The organism is Bradyrhizobium sp. USDA 4502, from assembly GCF_054063355.1.
In genome coordinates, this window is sequence record NZ_JBSSGF010000001.1 from 5,820,782 (window position 1) to 5,838,675 (window position 17,894).

17 protein-coding genes and 1 pseudogene are annotated in these 17,894 nt (G+C 64.8%); 5 read left to right on the plus strand and 13 right to left on the minus strand.

Annotated elements, in window-relative coordinates; all coding sequences use genetic code 11:
* Positions 1–19: 19 nt before the first annotated feature.
* Together ACVW1B_RS27155 and ACVW1B_RS27160 are read right to left on the minus strand one after the other, a co-directional pair.
* Positions 20–430, minus strand: coding sequence for a DOPA 4,5-dioxygenase family protein (locus ACVW1B_RS27155; protein WP_253607081.1), 411 nt, complete (start codon positions 428–430; stop codon positions 20–22).
* Positions 431–451: 21 nt separating this feature from the next.
* The gene (locus tag ACVW1B_RS27160) at positions 452–1,072 is read right to left on the minus strand and encodes a class I SAM-dependent methyltransferase (RefSeq protein ID WP_253607080.1); all 621 of its coding nucleotides are present in this window, start codon (positions 1,070–1,072) and stop codon (positions 452–454) included.
* A 183-nt stretch (positions 1,073–1,255) separates the two neighbouring features.
* On the opposite strand from ACVW1B_RS27160, the gene ACVW1B_RS27165 reads away from it, so the two are divergent.
* The 3 genes from ACVW1B_RS27165 (at position 1,256) to ACVW1B_RS27175 (ending at position 5,162) form a co-directional block, all read left to right on the plus strand.
* The gene (locus tag ACVW1B_RS27165) at positions 1,256–1,960 is read left to right on the plus strand and encodes a hypothetical protein (RefSeq protein WP_092085941.1); all 705 of its coding nucleotides are present in this window, start codon (positions 1,256–1,258) and stop codon (positions 1,958–1,960) included.
* Between the two features lie 178 nt (positions 1,961–2,138).
* Complete coding sequence (locus ACVW1B_RS27170) at positions 2,139–3,578, plus strand: IS1182 family transposase (protein ID WP_253607763.1); 1,440 nt, start codon at positions 2,139–2,141, stop codon at positions 3,576–3,578.
* Between the two features lie 228 nt (positions 3,579–3,806).
* Positions 3,807–5,162: an adenylate/guanylate cyclase domain-containing protein gene (locus ACVW1B_RS27175; RefSeq protein WP_253607078.1), complete on the plus strand. Its 1,356-nt coding sequence runs from the start codon at positions 3,807–3,809 to the stop codon at positions 5,160–5,162.
* Positions 5,163–5,301: 139 nt separating this feature from the next.
* On the opposite strand, the gene ACVW1B_RS27180 is transcribed toward ACVW1B_RS27175, so the two are convergent.
* On the minus strand, positions 5,302–5,955 hold the full coding sequence (locus ACVW1B_RS27180; protein WP_253607077.1) for a PilZ domain-containing protein: 654 nt from the start codon (positions 5,953–5,955) through the stop codon (positions 5,302–5,304).
* A 383-nt stretch (positions 5,956–6,338) separates the two neighbouring features.
* Here ACVW1B_RS27180 and ACVW1B_RS27185 point away from each other — a divergent pair, with 383 nt between their 5' ends.
* A complete protein-coding gene (locus ACVW1B_RS27185; RefSeq protein ID WP_253607076.1) occupies positions 6,339–7,142 on the plus strand; it encodes an enoyl-CoA hydratase in 804 nt (267 codons plus the stop codon).
* A 284-nt stretch (positions 7,143–7,426) separates the two neighbouring features.
* Here the strand turns inward: ACVW1B_RS27185 and ACVW1B_RS27190 are convergent, their stop codons facing one another.
* The 8 genes and pseudogenes from ACVW1B_RS27190 to ACVW1B_RS27225 form a co-directional block, all read right to left on the minus strand.
* Complete coding sequence (locus tag ACVW1B_RS27190) at positions 7,427–8,209, minus strand: SDR family NAD(P)-dependent oxidoreductase (protein WP_253607075.1); 783 nt, start codon at positions 8,207–8,209, stop codon at positions 7,427–7,429.
* Positions 8,210–8,294: 85 nt separating this feature from the next.
* Entirely contained in the window at positions 8,295–9,218 is a 924-nt protein-coding gene (locus ACVW1B_RS27195) for a DUF1932 domain-containing protein (protein WP_256558645.1), read from the minus strand.
* Positions 9,218–10,087, minus strand: coding sequence for a substrate-binding domain-containing protein (locus ACVW1B_RS27200; protein WP_253607074.1), 870 nt, complete (start codon positions 10,085–10,087; stop codon positions 9,218–9,220). Before ACVW1B_RS27200 ends, ACVW1B_RS27195 begins: the two co-directional genes overlap by 1 nt.
* Positions 10,088–10,106: 19 nt before the next feature.
* The gene (locus ACVW1B_RS27205; protein WP_253607073.1) at positions 10,107–10,838 is read right to left on the minus strand and encodes a TetR/AcrR family transcriptional regulator; all 732 of its coding nucleotides are present in this window, start codon (positions 10,836–10,838) and stop codon (positions 10,107–10,109) included.
* A 51-nt stretch (positions 10,839–10,889) separates the two neighbouring features.
* A pseudogene (locus tag ACVW1B_RS27210) lies at positions 10,890–11,769 on the minus strand (SMP-30/gluconolactonase/LRE family protein).
* A gap of 35 nt (positions 11,770–11,804) precedes the next feature.
* Positions 11,805–12,875, minus strand: a complete 1,071-nt coding sequence (locus ACVW1B_RS27215; RefSeq protein ID WP_253607072.1) for an aldose epimerase family protein — start codon at positions 12,873–12,875, stop codon at positions 11,805–11,807.
* 2 nt (positions 12,876–12,877) lie between these two features.
* On the minus strand, positions 12,878–13,807 hold the full coding sequence (locus tag ACVW1B_RS27220) for a Gfo/Idh/MocA family protein (RefSeq protein ID WP_253607071.1): 930 nt from the start codon (positions 13,805–13,807) through the stop codon (positions 12,878–12,880).
* A 237-nt stretch (positions 13,808–14,044) separates the two neighbouring features.
* Complete coding sequence (locus ACVW1B_RS27225; RefSeq protein WP_456822493.1) at positions 14,045–15,070, minus strand: histone deacetylase family protein; 1,026 nt, start codon at positions 15,068–15,070, stop codon at positions 14,045–14,047.
* 178 nt (positions 15,071–15,248) lie between these two features.
* On the opposite strand from ACVW1B_RS27225, the gene ACVW1B_RS27230 reads away from it, so the two are divergent.
* On the plus strand, positions 15,249–15,860 hold the full coding sequence (locus ACVW1B_RS27230; protein ID WP_253607069.1) for a TetR/AcrR family transcriptional regulator: 612 nt from the start codon (positions 15,249–15,251) through the stop codon (positions 15,858–15,860).
* A 3-nt stretch (positions 15,861–15,863) separates the two neighbouring features.
* Here the strand turns inward: ACVW1B_RS27230 and ACVW1B_RS27235 are convergent, their stop codons facing one another.
* Positions 15,864–16,814, minus strand: a complete 951-nt coding sequence (locus tag ACVW1B_RS27235; RefSeq protein ID WP_456792889.1) for a fatty acid desaturase — start codon at positions 16,812–16,814, stop codon at positions 15,864–15,866.
* A 13-nt stretch (positions 16,815–16,827) separates the two neighbouring features.
* The gene (locus tag ACVW1B_RS27240; RefSeq protein ID WP_253609892.1) at positions 16,828–17,859 is read right to left on the minus strand and encodes an alpha/beta fold hydrolase; all 1,032 of its coding nucleotides are present in this window, start codon (positions 17,857–17,859) and stop codon (positions 16,828–16,830) included.
* Between the last annotated feature and the right edge of the window lie 35 nt (positions 17,860–17,894).

Here is a 17,894-nt window from a genome sequence, read left to right on the forward strand (position 1 = left end):
CGGCGACCGGCGACGACGCTCACGGGTGCAATGTCGGCGACGTGTTCGGCGCGGGCGCCTGCTCCATCTCGGCCTCTTCGGGCAGCTTGTCGGCATGGACGGCGAGCGGCGTGCCGATCCAGAGCGGATCGTCGTGGTGGTCGCGGCGCGGATTGGTGGTGTTGGGATGGACCAGGATGCTCAGGCTGCCGTGGTTCAGCATCAGCCACGGCACCAGGGTCGGAAACAGCTCGGCCGCAAACGCCACCTGATACATCGCCTGATCGTGCGGGCCGACCTTGACGTCGTGCCAGCGTCCGAGCGTGACCAGGAAGCGCTCGCCGATCCAGTTGCGCAGCCGCTCCGCCTCGTCCCGGCTGGTCGCGGGGTCGTAATAGACATGAGCGTGATAGCTCGCGATCTCGCCGATCGTCCGTGGCGCGTCCGTCATCTCAGCTCTCCTTCTGGCCGGTCACTTGCGCCGCAGCACACTGAACTGGAATGACTGCGTCGCGCCCCAGGGCGTGACGTGCCGGTGCGCCTCATGCGCGATCAACTCGAATGCCGGACCAATGGTCCTGCTGAGCGTCGCGGGGTCATAGCGCTGCACCGGCAGGCCGCTGCACTTCTCCGGGCCGTCCAGCGCGAAGGTGCCTATCACGGCGTGCCCGCCTGCTTTGACGCCGCGATGCAGCCGGTCGAGATAAGCTGCGCGGTCTGGTTCCTCGACCAGGAAGTGAAACGCCGCGCGATCGTGCCAGATGTCGAAGGTCTGCTGCGGCTGCCAGATCGTCGCGTCACCTACGATCCAGCGCACCGCGTCACCTGCTGCGCCGATCCGTTCCCGCGCGCTCGCCAGCGCCGCTTCGGAGAGGTCGAGCACCGTCAGATCGTGGAAACCGCCCGCAAGCAACGCATCGACGAGGCGCGAGGCCCCGCCGCCGATGTCGATGATCGACGCGTCGCGGCCCGGTGCGATCGATTCGATCAGACGCAGCGATGGCTGCGGATCGGCCTGCGACCAACTCACCTGCTGCTCTCCCTTGGTCAGATAGACGGTCTGCCAATGCGATTGCCGATCAGAAGCGGTCATGGCGATAGGTCCCGAAAGCGGCAACAACCTGCGTTGCGCCATTAACCATCAGCTAGGCGCGGCGGTCTCTCGCGTCAACCGGCAGCGGCGGGCACGCACGGCGGCGCAGCAGCAAATGCCGCATTTGCTTCGCCGCATTTTCCAACTAACCTGATAGCCGGGTTGAGATCGGGGCGTCCGGGGATGGCCAATTTCGGCTGGACACGCGGCAACAAGCCTGCACAAGCGGAAGACGCCGCCAGCGATTTGCGCGGCCTCAGCGATCCGGCGGCGTTTCTCGCCGCGCTCGACAAGGTGGTCCCGCGCTATCTCGATCTCGCCGACAATGGCGTGCTGGTCTATCCGGCCTGCAAACGCAAGTCCGGCGATCTGCTCGGCGACATCAGCGCCATCTGGGAGCACACGCGGCTCGAGGCGATGCGCTATGTCCCAATGGTGCCGCGGCAGGACATCTCGCTGCTGGTCGATCCGGCCCGCCAGGCGGAGATGATCGATGCTTTCCTGCGCCAGCGCGCGCACGACAAGACCGTCGTCGATTTCACCGGCACCGCGATCGAAGACTACGGGATTGCGATCTACGCTGGCCTGAACTGGCTGAACCATTGCGGCGCGCTCGTGGGCGCGGATCCGCAAAAATTTTCCGGCACGTTGCGGAGCTTCCGCAGGGTCATGGTGGTCGCCCAACAGTGGTGGGCGATCGACGGCGCGGCCGAGCGCTGCCGGCAACTGCTGGAAGCGCGCGAACGCCCGCCGCTGGTGTTCTTCCTGATGTGGGCCGAATGCACCAATTTGGCGCGCGAGATCGCGATCGCGGCGGCCGGTCCAAATGCAACCGAGGACACTATCTCGCGGATGCGCGCGGCCGAAGATCCGGACGAGCTGACGTAATGCGCGGATCGGACGCGCGGCCGCAGACCAAGGTGCGTACTCATAAATCCGGGATGTCCGCTTTCGAGAGGTAAAGCGGACTCGCGACCCCGACCACGCGGATGTCGCCTTCTGACCCTGGCTGTGTGAAAACGCTGGGCTGCTGTTATGATTCTCCTGTGATTCTTTGGGGGAATCGATGAGGCGCTTCGTTGAAGAGGCGGATCGTGGACAGCGGTCGCTGTTGCCCGAATGCCTCGATGACTTCATTGACGAGAGCAACCCTGTTCGCGTGATCGACGTATTTGTCGATGCGCTCGGTTTGGCTGAGATGGGCTTTGAGGGTGTGGAGCCGGCGGCCACCGGTCGGCCGTCGTACCATCCCTCGGTGCTCCTGAAGCTTTACATTTACGGTTATCTGAACCGGGTACAGTCGAGCCGGCGGCTGGAACGAGAGGCCGGGCGCAACGTCGAGGTGATGTGGCTGCTGGGTCGGCTCGCTCCCGATCACAAGACGATTGCGGACTTCCGCAAGGACAACGGCCTGGCGCTGCGCAGGGTATGTGCGCGCTTCGTCGAACTCTGCCGAGAGATGGGTCTGCTGGCGACGGCGAGCGTCGCCATCGATGGCAGCAAGTTCAAGGCCGTGAACAACCGGGACAGGAACTTCACGCGCGCGAAGATGGAGCGACGGCGTGCTCAGTTGGAGGAGAGCGTCGCGCGCTATCTGAGCCAACTTGACACGGCCGACCGCCAGGAGCCGACCGAGGCCCTGGCCACGAAGGTGACGAGGCTTACCGAGAAGCTGACGAAACTGAAGGAGGAAATGGGCAAGCTTGCCGTCTACGAGAAGCAGATGCTTGCGTCACCCGACCAGCAAATCTCCCTGACCGACCCCGACAGCCGCTCGATGGCGACGAGCGGGCGCGGCTCTGGTGTTGTCGGCTACAACGTACAGGTCGCCGTAGACACCGAACACCATCTGATTGTGACGCACGAGGTGACGAACAGCGGCTCGGATCGGGCACAACTTGCCAATATGGCCAAGCGGGCGAAGGCTGTTCTGAAGACTGAGACGCTCGAAGCTGTAGCCGATCGCGGCTACTTCAACAGCCCAGAGATCCTTGCGTGCCACGAAGCGGGCATCACGGTAACTCTGCCCAAACCGCTAACGTCCGGCGCTAAGGCAGACGGACGCTTCGGTAAACAGGACTTTGCCTATTTGCCAGAGGAGGACGTCTATCGCTGCCCGGCCGGGGAGCGGCTATCATATCGCTATACGAATGAAGAAGACAGCAAGGTGCTGCGGCGCTACTGGACCACGGCCTGTCAAAGCTGTTCGCTCAAGACCCAATGCACGCCTGGGTCAGAACGGCGGATTACGCGATGGGAGCATGAGCATCTGCTCGAGGCTGTGCAGCAGCGCCTTGATGCAAGCCCGCACGCCATGCGTCAGCGCCGCGAAACTGTCGAGCATCCGTTCGGCACCATGAAGGCCCGCATGGGAGCGACACACTTCCTCACCAAAACGCTTCCGAAAGTGGCGGCCGAAATGGCGCTCTCCGTCCTGGCCTACAATCTGACACGGGTCATGAACATCGTCGGGATCAAGCCGCTGATGGCTGCGATCGCGGCATGACACCAATCCAGTCCCGACTGCCTCGGGACTGGCGTTTTTACACGACCAAGACCCGGAGCAGACATCGGCCTGGCCATTTGGCAAGGGATAATTCTGGCTATACCCGCCCTTCCAGAATTGTGGCCTGACCCTATAAGATGCGCCTCCTGACCCCCAGGGTAAGATATGGCGCGGCCGTCAAAAACGAGAGGCAAGAGGAGCGCGGCGAAAACCCGCAAGGCGAACTCTATGGGCGACCACAAAAAGCCCATTAAAAATAAGCGCGGCATTTCTCCGATCTCCGATGTGACCAAAGAGTTGCAGGAGGCCCGCGAGCAGCAAGCGGCTACGGCCGAGATATTGAAGGTCATAGCCAGTTCGCCTGGCGAGCTTGGGCCGGTGTTCGAGGCCATGCTGAAAAATGCCGTGCGCATCTGCAGCGCCAGTTTTGGGACGCTGCTCCTATACGAAGGCGACAGGTTGCGGCGGGTAGCGCGAATGGCCGCGCAAAACGTGCCGCAATCGTATGCGCCCGACCAAGAAACGCCGCCACACTTCATCGCGCCGTTTGATGGGGCGCCTTCGCTGGGGCGCCTCGTCGAGACCAAGGCGCTGGTTCACATTGCCGATATTGCCACCGAGCATCCCGACGATCTGATCTACAAGGTCGCCGCAGCCCGCACCGTTCTGATTGTGCCGATGCTCAAAGAGAGCAAGCTTGTCGGCGCCTTTGCCGTCTACCGCAAGGAGGTGCAAGAATTCAGCGACAAGCAGGTCGAGTTGCTGGAAAATTTTGCGGCACAAGCCGTGATCGCCATCGAGAACACGCGGCTGCTCAAGGAACTGCGGGAGCGCACAGATCAAGTAGCCGAGCTTAATCGGGGCCTCGAAGCGCGGGTCGCCGAGCAAGTCGAGGAATTGGGCCGCATCGGACGTCTGAAGCGCTTCCTCGCTCCACAACTGGCCGAACTGATCGTCTCGCAGGGAAACGAGAAGATCCTCGAAAGCCACCGCCGCGAGATCGTGGTCGTGTTCTGCGATTTGCGCGGCTATACTGCCTTCACCGAGAGCGCCGAGCCAGAGGAGGTGTTGAATTTCCTGCGCGAGTATCACGGCGCGCTCGGGCCGCTCGTCAGCCAGTTCGAGGGGACGCTCGACCAGTTCTCCGGCGACGGGATCATGGTGTTCTTCAACGACCCCGTACCGATCCCCGACCCGGCTCTGCGCGCGGTCGATATGGCCGTCGCGATGCGCGAGGCTGCGTCGTCGCTGACCGCGGCCTGGCGCGAGCGAGGCCGTGAGTTGGGATTTGGCGCCGGCATCGCCCAGGGTTACGCGACCTTGGGCCAGATCGGATTTTCCGAGCGCTTCGGATATACTGCGATTGGCACCGTGTGCAATGTGGCGGCACGGCTGTGCGGCGAGGCTAAGGACGGCCAAATTCTGCTCAGCCAGCGCGTCAACGTGGCTCTCAAAGGAAGCGTAGCGACTGAACATCTTGGCGCACTTTCGTTGAAGGGTCTCACCCAGCCGATCGTGACCTACAACGTGCCGCTCACGGCTAGCCAACCGGCGCTCCGTGTTATCGATGGGGGTAATCATTGAACGGCCAGTCAGCGGGGGAGTCCGGCCTTGGCCCGTTGCGGACATTCACTTAGGCGTCCGTCGATGTCTGCTTTGGAGGACAACTCAGACCTCGCTATCTCCGCACGCGCGTACCAGATTTATGAGTACACGCCCAAGTCTAGGCGACAGGGTCCGCGTCGACCGAGACCACCTGCAGCTCCTTGGATTTGCGCGAGATCATGCGGGCCAGCTCGCTCTGCTTGTAGGTCTCGACGAACTTGATGGCGAAGCCGTTCGGCAGATGCCGGACCACCCGCCCGACGCAGGCGCCGATCGCCAGCGGCATGCCGACCGGCGGCTGCGCCTCGGAGGAGACCGCCGCGCCGGACAGCGACATATCGATGATGAAGCAGCTCTGCATGGTGCCGTCCGCCAGCGTCAACATGGCATGCGGCGCGACGGGAACGAAACGCGGGTTGTTGCGCGCCTCGCGGATGCTCGGATCCTTTTGCTTCTTCTCGATCCAGGTCAGCTTGTCGGCGAACTTCTCGCGCATGGCATGCGTCATCTCGAGCTCGAGCAGGAAGCTGCCGCTCATCGTGTCGGTGATGCAGCCCTCGAACTTGCCGAACTCCTCGAAATACGAAGTCAGCCGGTCGCCGACCTTGCCGACGACGGGCACGTCCACGATCATCCGGAACGGCGAGACGCGCGTGGTGCGGCAGGCGAAGGTGCGCAATTTGCCCTGGGCATCGTACCAGTTCGGCAACGTGTAGCTGCCGTTGACGGTGATCTTGACCGCGCGTTGCTTGAGAAACTTTTCGACGGACACGACTGAACCTCGCCCGAGGCGATGTGAATGCACGGAGGTCGGGATTGACCGGCTTCACTGCCGGTCCGGGTGGGGAAGTCCGCTACCGACGCGATGGTAGCGGGGAGCTGCGGCACGCATTCCAGCGCGTGGCCGAATGGTCCTGGCGCGCAGGTGCGTACAGCCATACCGTCGAAAAACTAGGAAAAAGTTAAGCCGGGACGGAGCGCCGGCGGCGCACTCTATGGCGCAACCGTTGCCCGGCAGTTTATTTTGCGAACCGTACAACTACCGGGAGAGTTGCTACCCGGCAATGCAATCGCGCCGTGCTCCAAACCGCCTGCCCCGGCTGTCGGCCGGGTGCTAGCCTTCGCTCGATCAGTCCGGACCCTCATAGGCTCAACATGTCAAACAAATCGCTTGCCGACGGCAAGATCCTGCAGGACGTCGTCGACGGCGTCGGCGTCATCACCTTCAACAATCCCGACAAGCGCAATGCGATGTCGCTGGAGATGTGGGAGGGGCTCGGCGAGGCGCTGACATCGTTGCGCGACGATCCGGCTGTCCGCGTCGTGATCCTGGTTGGCGCCGGCGACAAGGCCTTCGTATCGGGCGCCGATATCAGCCAGTTCGAGAAGACGAGGCACAACGCCGAGGCCTCCGAGGAATATTCACGGCGCAGCGCCGCCCAGCGCGCCCTGCTCGCCGACTATCCGAAGCCGACCATCGCCTGCATCCGCGGCTTCTGCCTCGGCGGCGGCATGCAGGTCGCGATGCTGACCGATATCCGCATCTCCGGCTCGAGCGGCCAGTTCGGCATACCCGCCGCCAAGCTCGGCATCGCCTATGGCTATGACGGGCTGCGCCATCTGGTGTCGCTGGTCGGGCCGTCCTGGGCGCGGCTGATCATGTATACGGGCATGCGGATCGATTCCGCCGAGGCGCTGCGAATTGGCCTCGTCGATCGCGTGCTGCCGGACGCCGAGCTCTGGGACGCGACCATGGAGATCGCGCGCACCATTTCCGGCAATGCGCCGCTGGCGATCAAGGCCGCCAAGATCACCATCGCGCAGGTGCTGAGGGATCCAGCCGACCGCGACATGGCGGCGATCAAGCAGGTCGGCATCGAATGCATGGACAGTGCGGACTTCCGCGAAGGCCGCAGCGCTTTCATGGAGAAGCGCAAGCCGCAGTTCAAGGGCCGGTAGCGGCGTCCTCATCCTCACCGGTCATCGCCCGGTTCAACTGGGCGATCCAGTCCGCGGCGGCCCATCGGCTCAAGCACGACCGCCTCTGGAATACTGAATCACCCGCATGCGCATGCGCGGGTGATGACGCCGGATGGCGATCGCACGATTTCTGAATAATGGAATAATAGCCCCGATTTGCCCGGCGCGTCAAGTCGCCTGGTCGAAGGCCGGCCGCCGGCCGGCTCCTTTGCATGGGGTTGTTTTCGATATTTTGGCAGTGTGCTCGCGATTAAACCTGCCCGCTACTTCTTCTCGCTGACCGGGACCGTGTAGTTCAGGATCAACCGCCCGCCGTCGGGATAGATGGTCTGGCCGGTGATGTAGGAGGCATCGTCGCTGGCCAGGAATGCCACGACGGCAGCGACCTCGCTCGGCTCGCCGCAGCGGCCGGCCGGCGTGCGCGACAGCACGCTGCGCCGCGCATCCTCGGACGAGAAGATCGCCGTCGCCACCATCTCGGTCAGGATCGTGCCGGGTCCGACCGCCACGACGCGAATGCCGTGCGACGCCAGCGCCACGGCGGCGACCGAGGTGAGCTGCTTCATCGCGCCCTTGGACATCGCATAGGTCGCGAGCGAGGGGATCGCGAGCAGCGCGTTGACCGAGGACATGTTGACGACGACGCCGCCACCGCCCTGCGCGATCATCTGGCGCGCCGCAGCCTGGACGCCGAAGAACGCGCCCTTGAGGTTGATGCCCATCACGTCGTCGAATTCGGCCTCGCTGATGTCGAGGAAGTCGCGGTTGCGCGCGACGCCGGCATTGTTGACCATGACGTCGAGCCGGCCGAATTCCTTCACCGCGGTCGCGACGATGCGGTCGACATCGGCGCGCTTGCTGACGTCGGCCTCGACGGCCCGCAACTGATCGATATGTCCGAGCTCCTGGGCGGTGTGGACAAGCCCTGCAGCGTCGACATCCGAGATGACGACCCTGGCGCCGTCGGACAGGAAGCGCGCCGCGCAGGCCTTGCCGATGCCGCGTGCCGCCCCCGTGATGGCGACGACCTTGCCGGAATTCTTCATGGGAGTGCCTCCAGAACAAACTGTTCATGGAGCAATAGCGCATTGCGCGTCGGCAGGGAACGCGGCGGATTCTCCGGGCGAGACCTCAGGACTTGATGCGCGCGAGAATCCGGTCGGCCTCGGTACGCCAGTCGGCGCTGCGGGCGAAGTCCGGCGTTCCCTTGGCTCCGAACACGCCCTCATCGGCAAGGTCGGCGATCCAGCCCTGCCGCTCGGCGGTGCCGGAGGCAGACCATGGCGTCAGCCCGGCCTCGCGCACGGTCTCCGCCACCTCGCGCACCTCCTCGGCGCGCCGCCGGCCGTGCTCGATCACCCGCTGAAAGAAATAGGCGCCCTGCTTCTCCCAGTCGATCGACGGAAAGGTCTCCTTGAGCGAGGCGAGCACCGCATCCTCGACGCCATAGGCGCGCGCGGTGGTGAAGCTCTCGATCACCATGGCCTCCAGCCCCTTGATCATGATGCTGCGACACATCTTGACTGCAGAGGAGACCCCAAGCTCGTCGCTTGCGACCTTCGCCGCAAAACCGAGCGCGACCAGCAGCGGCGCCAGCTCCCGCGCGCCTTGGCCGCCGAGCAGCAGCGGCACCCTGATCCGGTACGGCGGCAGCGAAGTCATCACCGCGCCCTCGACATAGCGGCCACCGGCGCTGTCGATGTACGCCGCCGCGCGCTGCTTGGCGCCGGGCGAGGCCGAGTTGAAATCGAGAAACCAGACCCCGCTCCGGATTGCAGGTGCGCAGGCCGCGGCCACCGGCACCGCCTGGCTCGCCGTCACCGCCGAGATGATGAAATCGGCCCGCGCCGCAAGAACGGCATGGGATTGCGCGAGCTCGACGCCGATCTCCGCCGCGTGTGCGCGCAGCGCCGCGCCCTGCCCGCGGTCGAGCTTGATGTCGTAGGCCGAAACCCTCACGCCCTGCTGGCGCAGATCCTCGGCAAGGATGCGACCGACCTCGCCATAGCCGAGCATGCCGACCTGCCATTGCCGCGGATCGCAGGAGATTGTCATCAGTTCAGGTCCCGTGTTGTGTCGTCGAACAGCTCGTCGACCGTGACGCGCCGGCGGATCAACGCCTGCTGCACGCAATAGTCGATCATCAGCTCGAGCGGCTTGCGGTTCGCCGCAACGCCGAACGGCAGCAGGTCCGGCATGCCGGGCGGGCCGGCCGCTGCCTTGCCGCGCTTGAGCAGCTCGTACAGGCTCCGCACCACGTCCGGCCGCGACGCCGCAAGCCGCGATGTCACCACCACCAGATGATTGACCGGCACCACGCCGTGCCGCGCATACCACAGGGACGCCTCTGCGGCTGGATCGGCGAACAATGGCTTGAATGCCGGATCGCTGGAGGTCTCGCCCAGCACGGCATCGAGCTCGCCGTCCCTCAGCATCTGGACGATGGTCTTGCCCTTCGGCGCACGCTCGGTGCTGTCGACATATTCCGCGACATGCGGATCCTCGAACGTGACCCAGTTGATCCTGTCGAGGTTCACGCCATGGTCATTGGCAAGGATGCCGCGCATCCATGCCCCGGTCGTGGTCGTGAACGAGCGGATGCCGACCCGCGTGCCTTCGAGATCGGCAGGCACGAGCGTACCGAGGTCGGCGCGATAGAGCGCATGGCCGTGCTGGAAGCGGCCGACCATCGCCGCCGGCAGCAGCACCAGCGGCTTGCCGTGCGCCCTTGCCATCAGATAGGTCACGATCGCCATCTCGCAGACGTCGAAGGCCTGCTCGCGCACCATCGGCTTGAACGCGGCGTTGGTCGGCGTGAATTCGGTGAAGTCGAGATCGAACAGGTCGGAGCGAAGCTCACCGTTCTTCATCGCCCGGATGTGCGGATGATTGCCGAGCACGGCGCGTAGCCGAAGTTTCTCCATCGCGACAAGCTCCGGACGTTCAGGTCACCACTCGCCCCGGATTTGCGCCCGGGATCTTGCGCGGCGCCCCTTCGTCGAGCGGCGCGGCCTGCAACGCGGCGACGGTGGCGCGCACCAGCTCCTCGATGGCGTGGCCGGCATCGGTGCCGTCGGCGCTGCCGCGCGACAGGCGCGAGACGCGCTCCGGCGTCACCAGCGTGTAGTAGAGCGCGCCGAGCAGGAAGTGGCTGCGCCAGACCAGATCGGTACGAGGAATATGCGGCAGGCTTTCATGAATCGCGTCGATGAAGGCGTGACTGGTGTCGTCGAAGGTCTGCGCAATGATCTTGCGCACGACCTCATTGCCCTCGGCCGACATGATCGCGCGCAATCGCGTGAACCGCGTTCCGCCGCCGGCAAGATCGCTGCCGGACGTAAAGGCCGGCAACACATAGGCGCGCACGATCGCCTCCAGCCGGTCCTGCAGATCACGCACCCGCCGCGCCGCGGCCAAGAGCTCGGAGCGCCGCCGGTTCATCGGGCCGCAATGGCGCCGATAGATTTCCAGCAGCAGGCCGTCCTTGGTCCTGAAATGATAGGTCACGCTGCCCGGATTGGCGCCGGCGGCCTGCGCGATGTCGCGCACCGAGACGGCGTTGAAGCCGTAGGTCGAGAACAATTCCTCCGCCGCGGCGAGGATCGCCTCGCGCATGTTCGGCTTGCGGGTGCCGGCGGCGGCCTTCACGTCAGACCTGGCAGGTTTGCGGACCATATTTGTACTATCGTCCAAATAATCCGGTCGCGTCAACAACGCCGCGCTGCGTCAGGATAGTTTGACGTCAGGCTCGGCCCGACCGCGCGCGGCGGCCTCGAGCAGGAACGTCCTGCCATGCTCGGGATCGGCCGCACGCCGCGCCTCATCCATGTCCTGCCAGGCCGTGGTGACCAGCACGCGCGAGAAGTCGCGGCCGACGAACGCCGGGTAGCTCGATTGCCTCGCCGGTACGCGTAGCGAACGCAGATGCCGGCCGGTGGGATCGTAAACGTCGACGCAACCGCCGCCCCAGCGCGCGTTCCAGATCATCCCGTCGGCATCGACGATCGCGCCGTCGAGCCCGCCGCGGCCTCGATGCCTGATCAATTCGGTGGCCTCGCCGACCGGCAGTCCTGTTGATGGATCGAGCGGCACGCGATGCAGCACGTTGGTCGCGGTATCGGCGAAATAGCCGATGTCGCCCGCGGGCGAAAAGCAGATCGCATTCGGGATGGTGATCCCCGGATACAGCCGCACGATGCGGCCCTGACGCAGCGCATAGATCGCGCCGGCACCCTGCTCGGCATGGCGCCCCATGGTGCCGAGCCAGAACGTGCCCGACGGATGCACACGCGCATCGTTGGAGCGCGTCAGCGGATTGTCGGCCTCCAGCGCGGCGAACAGCTCGAGGCGGCCGTCGGCAACGTGCCGTACATAAAGTCCATCTTCGGTAAGGATCAGCTGTCGCTCGCCGTCGATCCGCGCCAATGCACTCGCCATTTTCGGCAGTTCGTGAATGACGGTGCGGCCACCTGCAAATCGATGCTCGAACAGCCGGCGCTCGCGGATATCGAAACCACCAGGCGGTGTCGGTCGCCGCATCATAGGTCGGGCCTTCGCCGAGATGGCAACGCTCCGCCGACAGCACCGATGTCGGCACCTCTTCCATCAACGGCTCGGCGGCACGGTCGGTCATGGCGTCACTCACGCGGTTGAGAAGCGGTAGACGATGCTGCGCCGATAGAACTGCCCCGGATCGAGCCGCGCCGACGGGAAGTCGGGCCGGTTCGGCGTATCAGGCCAGGCATGCGGCTCGAGACAGAGCGCGTCGGATTGCCGGTAGAGACGATCGCCCTTGCCAGCGGTCGAGCCGTCGAGGAAATTGCCGGAATAGAACTGCAGTCCCGGCTGATCGGTGAGCAGCTCCATCACACGGCCGCTGTGCGGCGCCTCGAGGCGCGCAGCGAGACGAAGGCCCGCCCCCGAAGCCAGACAGAAATTGTGGTCATAGCCGCGCCCAAGCTGGAGCTGCTCGTCATGCATCCTGATCCGCGCGCCGATGGCTGTAGGCTTGCGGAAATCGAACGGCGTGCCGTCGACCGGCCGCGGCGGCTCGTGGAGCGGGATCGCCGTGGCATCCACCGCGAGGAAATGGTCGGAGACGATCGTCAGGCGGTGATCGAGGATCTGCATGCCCGAGCGCGCGCCCTCGAGATTGAAGAAACTATGATTGGTGAGGTTGAGGCAGGTCGGCCGGTCGGTCGTCGCCTCGTAGGTGACCGAGAGCTCCATCGGACTGCGCACGCGATAGGTCACGCGCGCCGCGAGATTGCCCGGATAGCCCTCCTCGCCATGCGGGCTCTCGCGCGCCAGCACCAGCGTCGGTTCCGGTTCATCTGATAGTTCGACGATCCGCCACAGCTTGCGATCGAAGCCCTGCAGGCCGCCGTGCAACGCATTGGGGCCATTGTTGGCCTCGAGCGTGACCGTCTCGCCATCGAGCACGAAGCGCGCGCCGGCGATCCGGTTGGCATAGCGCCCGATCGTCGCGCCGAAGAATTTGCGCTGTGCGAGATAGCCGTCGAGCCTATCGTGGCCAAGCACGATGTCGTCGCAATGCCCGTCACGATCCGGCGCAAGCAGCGCTTGCAGCGTGGCGCCGAACGGAAGGATGGCGGCCTCAAAACCATGTTCACCGCGCAAGATCACGCGCTCGACCACGGTGCCGTCGTGCAATTTGCCGAAGGGAGCGCGACCAATGCTGGCTGATGTCATTGTCAGTCCTCGAACGCCTCGACGAGGCGCCGTCGCCCGAGCATGAAGCTATCGGCGACAAGCCGCAAGGGCGCGAGGTCGACATCGGATTTTCCTTCCGAGGTCAGCGCGACGAAGCGGCGGTACAGCGCGGGATATTCCTCATCCGGCGCATCGACCACCAGCCTGCCGCCATCGCGCAGCTGCCTTCCACCTTTCGACAGCGTCACGGGCCCGGCCTCGGTCTCGCACAGGATGTCCCAGCTCGGCGATCCGGTCTGGCGGAAATCGAATTCGGCGTGAATTGGCAATCCGCCCGCGTCGGCAAGTTCGATCTCTGCCGCAATCGGCGCCTCCCGATTGGACGGAAAGTCCAACGCCGCGCTCCTGATAAAGACCGCACGCGGCAGGATCTCGGTCAGGATCGACAGCGCGTTGATGCCGGGATCGAACACGCCGAAGCCACCCGCCTCGAAGATCCAGGCCTGGCCTGGGTGCCAGACGCGCACGTCTTCCTTCCAGATGATGGTCACCTTGTTGATGGTGCGTCTCGCGAGCAATTGCCGCGCAGGACCGACCGCGGCCGCATAGCGTGAATGCCATGTGGCAAACAATGTCCGGCCCGCCTCCTGCGCGGCCGCGATCAGCGGCGTGAGTTCGCTTAACGTCGTGCCCGGCGGCTTCTCCAGCAGCACATGCTTGGCCGACGCGAGTGCGGCGGCGGCCTGCGCGTGGCGCACCTGCGGTGGCGTACACAGCGCGACCGCGTCGATCTCCGGCCCGTCGCGCAACAGCTCCTGCATGTCGCGGAAATGCGGCAGGCCGGGCGGAGTCTTCACGGGATCAACCACCGCAACGAGAGCCACGCCTGACGTCTTCGCGATCGCAGGCAGGTGCTGCCGGCACGCGATCTCGCCAAAGCCGACAATGGCGATGCGAAGCAGGTCACTCATGGCCGTCCTCGCGTTGCTGTCCACCTGGCCGGCTGAAGCCGCCAGGCAGAATCATAAGCCAGCGCCGAATACCAACGGCATGATGTGATTTTGGTTGCGGACACGCAAGTGCACGACGCTCTGTTGCGCGCCTCGCGGCCGGGGCGTCGGCTTTGATCAATCAAGGCCGATGCTCCAGAATCCTGTTTTGACAGGCTTTCCTTGCGCGGACCGGTCACCGCCTCGCCCGAGACCGCGCTAGCGTGCGGCCTCAAACCCGCCGAGCACCGCCGTCAGATTGGCGCCGAGGATGTCGGAGAGATAGCCGCCCTCCTGCACCAGCACCGTCGGCAATCCGAAGCGAGCCAGCCCCTCGCCGATGCGACGGAAGCCGTCGGTGGTGACGGCGAGACCGGCAAGCGGGTCCTTCTCGGAGGCGTCGAGACCGAGCGCAACCACGAGCGCGGTCGGGGCAAAGGAGCGGATCGCCTTCTCCGCCACGGCAAGCGCCTTCATGTAGTCGTCGTCACCGGTGCCCTTGGCGAGGGGAATGTTGAGATTGGTGCCGAGGCCACCTGCGGCGCCGCGCTCATTCGCATAGCCCCAGACGAAGGGGTAGAAGAACGACGGATCGGCGTGGATCGAGACGGTGAAGACATCCGGCCGCTCGTAGAAGATGCCCTGCGTGCCGTTGCCGTGATGCACGTCGACGTCGAGGATCGCGACGCGCTCATGCTTCTGGCGCAGATGCTCGGCCGCGATCGCGCTGTTGTTGAGGAAGCAGAAGCCGCCGGCGAGGTCGCGATAGGCGTGGTGGCCGGGCGGGCGGCACAGCGCGTAGACGGCATCCTCGCCGTCCAGCACCATCTGCGCGGCGGTGACCGCGACGTCGCTCGAGGCGCAGGCGCCTGCCCAGGTCCCGGGACCGATCGGAGCCGCGGTGTCCATCGTGTGCCAGCCGAGCTTGCCGACGATATGAGCAGGGTACGTGCCGGCATTGCGCACCGGATGGATGTTCGCGATCATCTCCGGCCCGGCATTGCCGAGCGCCGACCATTCGTCCCAGGCGTCCGCGAGAAAGCTCAGATATTCCGGACTGTGCACGCGCGCCCGCGGCCCCTGCCCGAACCTGGTCGGCTCGATCAGCGTGTGCTTGCCGGCCTTCAGGCCCGCCAGCAGGCGGTCGGCGCGTTCGGGCTGTTCGGTGGTACGCTGGACCACACCGCGGACCAGGAAGAATTGCGGATCATGGCTGCGGTGCAGATCACTGTAGACGGCCTTCACGGGGACACTCCTGTTCGATCGGCTGAGCTGGACAGAGCGAGGGCAATGTGCCGCACGCAAGCTTTGGCTTGCGCGTTGTACACTATCAGCGTCGGCGACGATCTGAAACCGAGCGCGATTTCATGCTATGCCCGCATGCAGCGCAATGATTGAAAGACGCGGGACGCGAAGTCCGGCCATGGCCAGCGGCAAGACGGAAACAGAGGAAGCGGCAACGGGGCGGCGCGGGCGGCCGCGCTCCGCCGCGACAACGGCCGCGATCCTGGAAGGCGCCTATCAGCTGATGGCGACGACGGGCCTCGCCGCGACCACCATCGACGCGATCGCCAAACATTCCAACGTCTCGAAGATGACGATCTACAAATGGTGGCCGTCGCGCGAAGCGTTGCTGATCGATGCCTTCCTCGACCAGGCCTCGCGGGCCGTGCCGCTGCCCGAAACCGGCAGTCCGGTGGCCCGCATCCGCCGCCACGTCGCAACCTATGTCGAGGCGTTGCAGGGCGAGTTCGGCCGGGTGCAGCTCGCCGTGATCTCGGAATGTATCTCGAAGACCGGCACGGCGGAGCTGTTTTACGAGCGTTACCTTGGCCTGCGTCGCAGCAAGATGCTGGAGATCATCTCCGCCGGCCAGAAGGACGGCAGCATCGACGCACCGGGCGTCCCCGCCGATATCTATGATGCGATCTATGGCAGCCTGTTCTATCGCTACGTCTTCGGCATCAAGCCGTTGACGCCGGCCTACGCCCGCAATCTCGTCAATCTGGTGCTGCGGCCCCGCGCGGACGCTTGACTATCAAGCAGAGCGTTGGCGCTGACGGCGGAACCAGACCCAGGTCTCGCGCGTGACGGCCCGGTAACTGCTGCCGCGATACACGATGTGGCCATCGACGATGGCGTTCAGCTTCGGCAGCGCATGGAACGGCACCGTGGGATAGGCGTGGTGCTCGACATGGTAAGGCATGTTCCAGGCGAACCATTTCATGATCCTGCCGGTCATCGTGGTGCGCGTATTCTCGAACGCGCTCCGCGTCCGCTCGCAGCCGGTGTGCTCGGCATAGAGATAGGGGCGCAGGATGAGCTGACCGGCCAGGAGCGGCACGATCCACACCCAGAGCAGGATCGCACTGTGCAGCGCGAACGAGGCCGCGAGCAACAGCAGATAGCCCGCGAGATAGAGCCTCGCCTCCAGCACGATCGAGGCGCGCTTGTGCTCCGGAATCCACGGCACGACCACCTTTCCGGTGAGTGCATGCCAAAACATCAGGCGGATGCGAACCAACACCTGCAGCAGTCCCGAATAGGCGATCGCCAGCTGGGTGTCCGACGCGGGCTTGGGGCCGACGATCAGCTCCGGGTCTTTCTCCGGATCCTGCGTGTAGCGATGATGGTCCCAGTGAAACAGGCAGTAGTACTGGTAGGGCAGTCCGATCATGAAGGCGGACAGATTGCCGACGACAAGATTGAGCACTGGACTGCGGAACGCCGTCTTGTGCGCGGTCTCATGCACCACCATGAACAGGAATGCGACGAAGTAGCCCTGCACGGCAATCAGCGGCAGCGCCCATGGCAGACCGTAGCGCGATGAGACCAGAGAGATCAGCGCGCCGACGATGACGATCATCCCGTAATGGCTTGCCGCGCGCACCGCGCCGGCAAGGTTCGACTTGGTCGACAAATCGCGCAAGGTCAGCGGGCTGAGCGGCTTCAGGCGGGGTCCGGCGTCACTGGTCTCTGCGGTGCTCATGTCGTCTCACCTGTCAGCGTTGCAGCAGCGCCGAGATTTCGGCGTTGATGAAGGCGCGGTCTTCGGCGTTGTTGGCGGGATTGCCGGCCCGGTGCCCGTGGATCGACGGAATCGCATGCAGCGCGGCCGAGCGCGCGTTGACCAGGCGGCCGAGTTCAGCCTCGTTGTCGCGCGGGTCGAAATAGCGATCGGTACGCCCCGGCATCAGCAGGACATGCGCCTTGATCGCGGCCAGCGCCCGGTCGAAGTCGCCGCCGAATTGATCGCAACGGCTGATATCGCCGGCCTGCCAGATCGCGATCTGCACCATCAGATCATTCGCATCGCGCCGCGCGAAGGCACCGTCCCAGGATCCCGCGAGGTAGTCTTCCAGCGAGTTAAAGCCGGCCGCGCGCCAGACTTCCTCGCGATAGAACTCATGCGACATCGCCCAGCCGGCGTAGACGCGCCCCATCGCACGAAGGCCCGCCGCGGGCTTGCTGACGAAGCGGCCGTCCCGGTAGGCCGGGTCGGCGGTCAGCGCGGCCCTCACGCCTTCGAGGAACACATGATTATACGGCGAACATCGCGCGCTGCCGCAAACCACGGCTGCGCGCTCCACCATGTCGGGATACCGCGCGGCCCAGTGATAGGCCTGCATGCCGCCCATCGACCAGCCATAGACCAGCGCGAGCTTTGTCACGCCGAACCGCTCAACCAGCAGCCGCCGCTGGATCGCGACCGCGTCATGATAGGTGAAGGCAGGAAACGGCGCGCCGCCGAGCACCTCGGCCGAATTCGACGGCGAGGACGACAGGCCATTGCCGAACAGATTCGCGATGACGATGAAGTAGCGCTCGGGATCGAGCGCGCCGCCCGGCTGTACCAGCCATTCGATGTCGGTGTGCCGTGCGGCGAACGACGTCGGATAGAGGATGACGTTGTCCCGCGCCGCATTCAGCGTGCCATAGGTCTTGTAGGCGAGCCTCAGTTGCGGAAACACGGCACCGCCCTGCAGCGTCACATCACCTGCCTCGAACACCTCATAGTCGCGCGGCGTGGTCATCAGCATTCGACCTCGAGCAGCCGGGCGCAACGCTG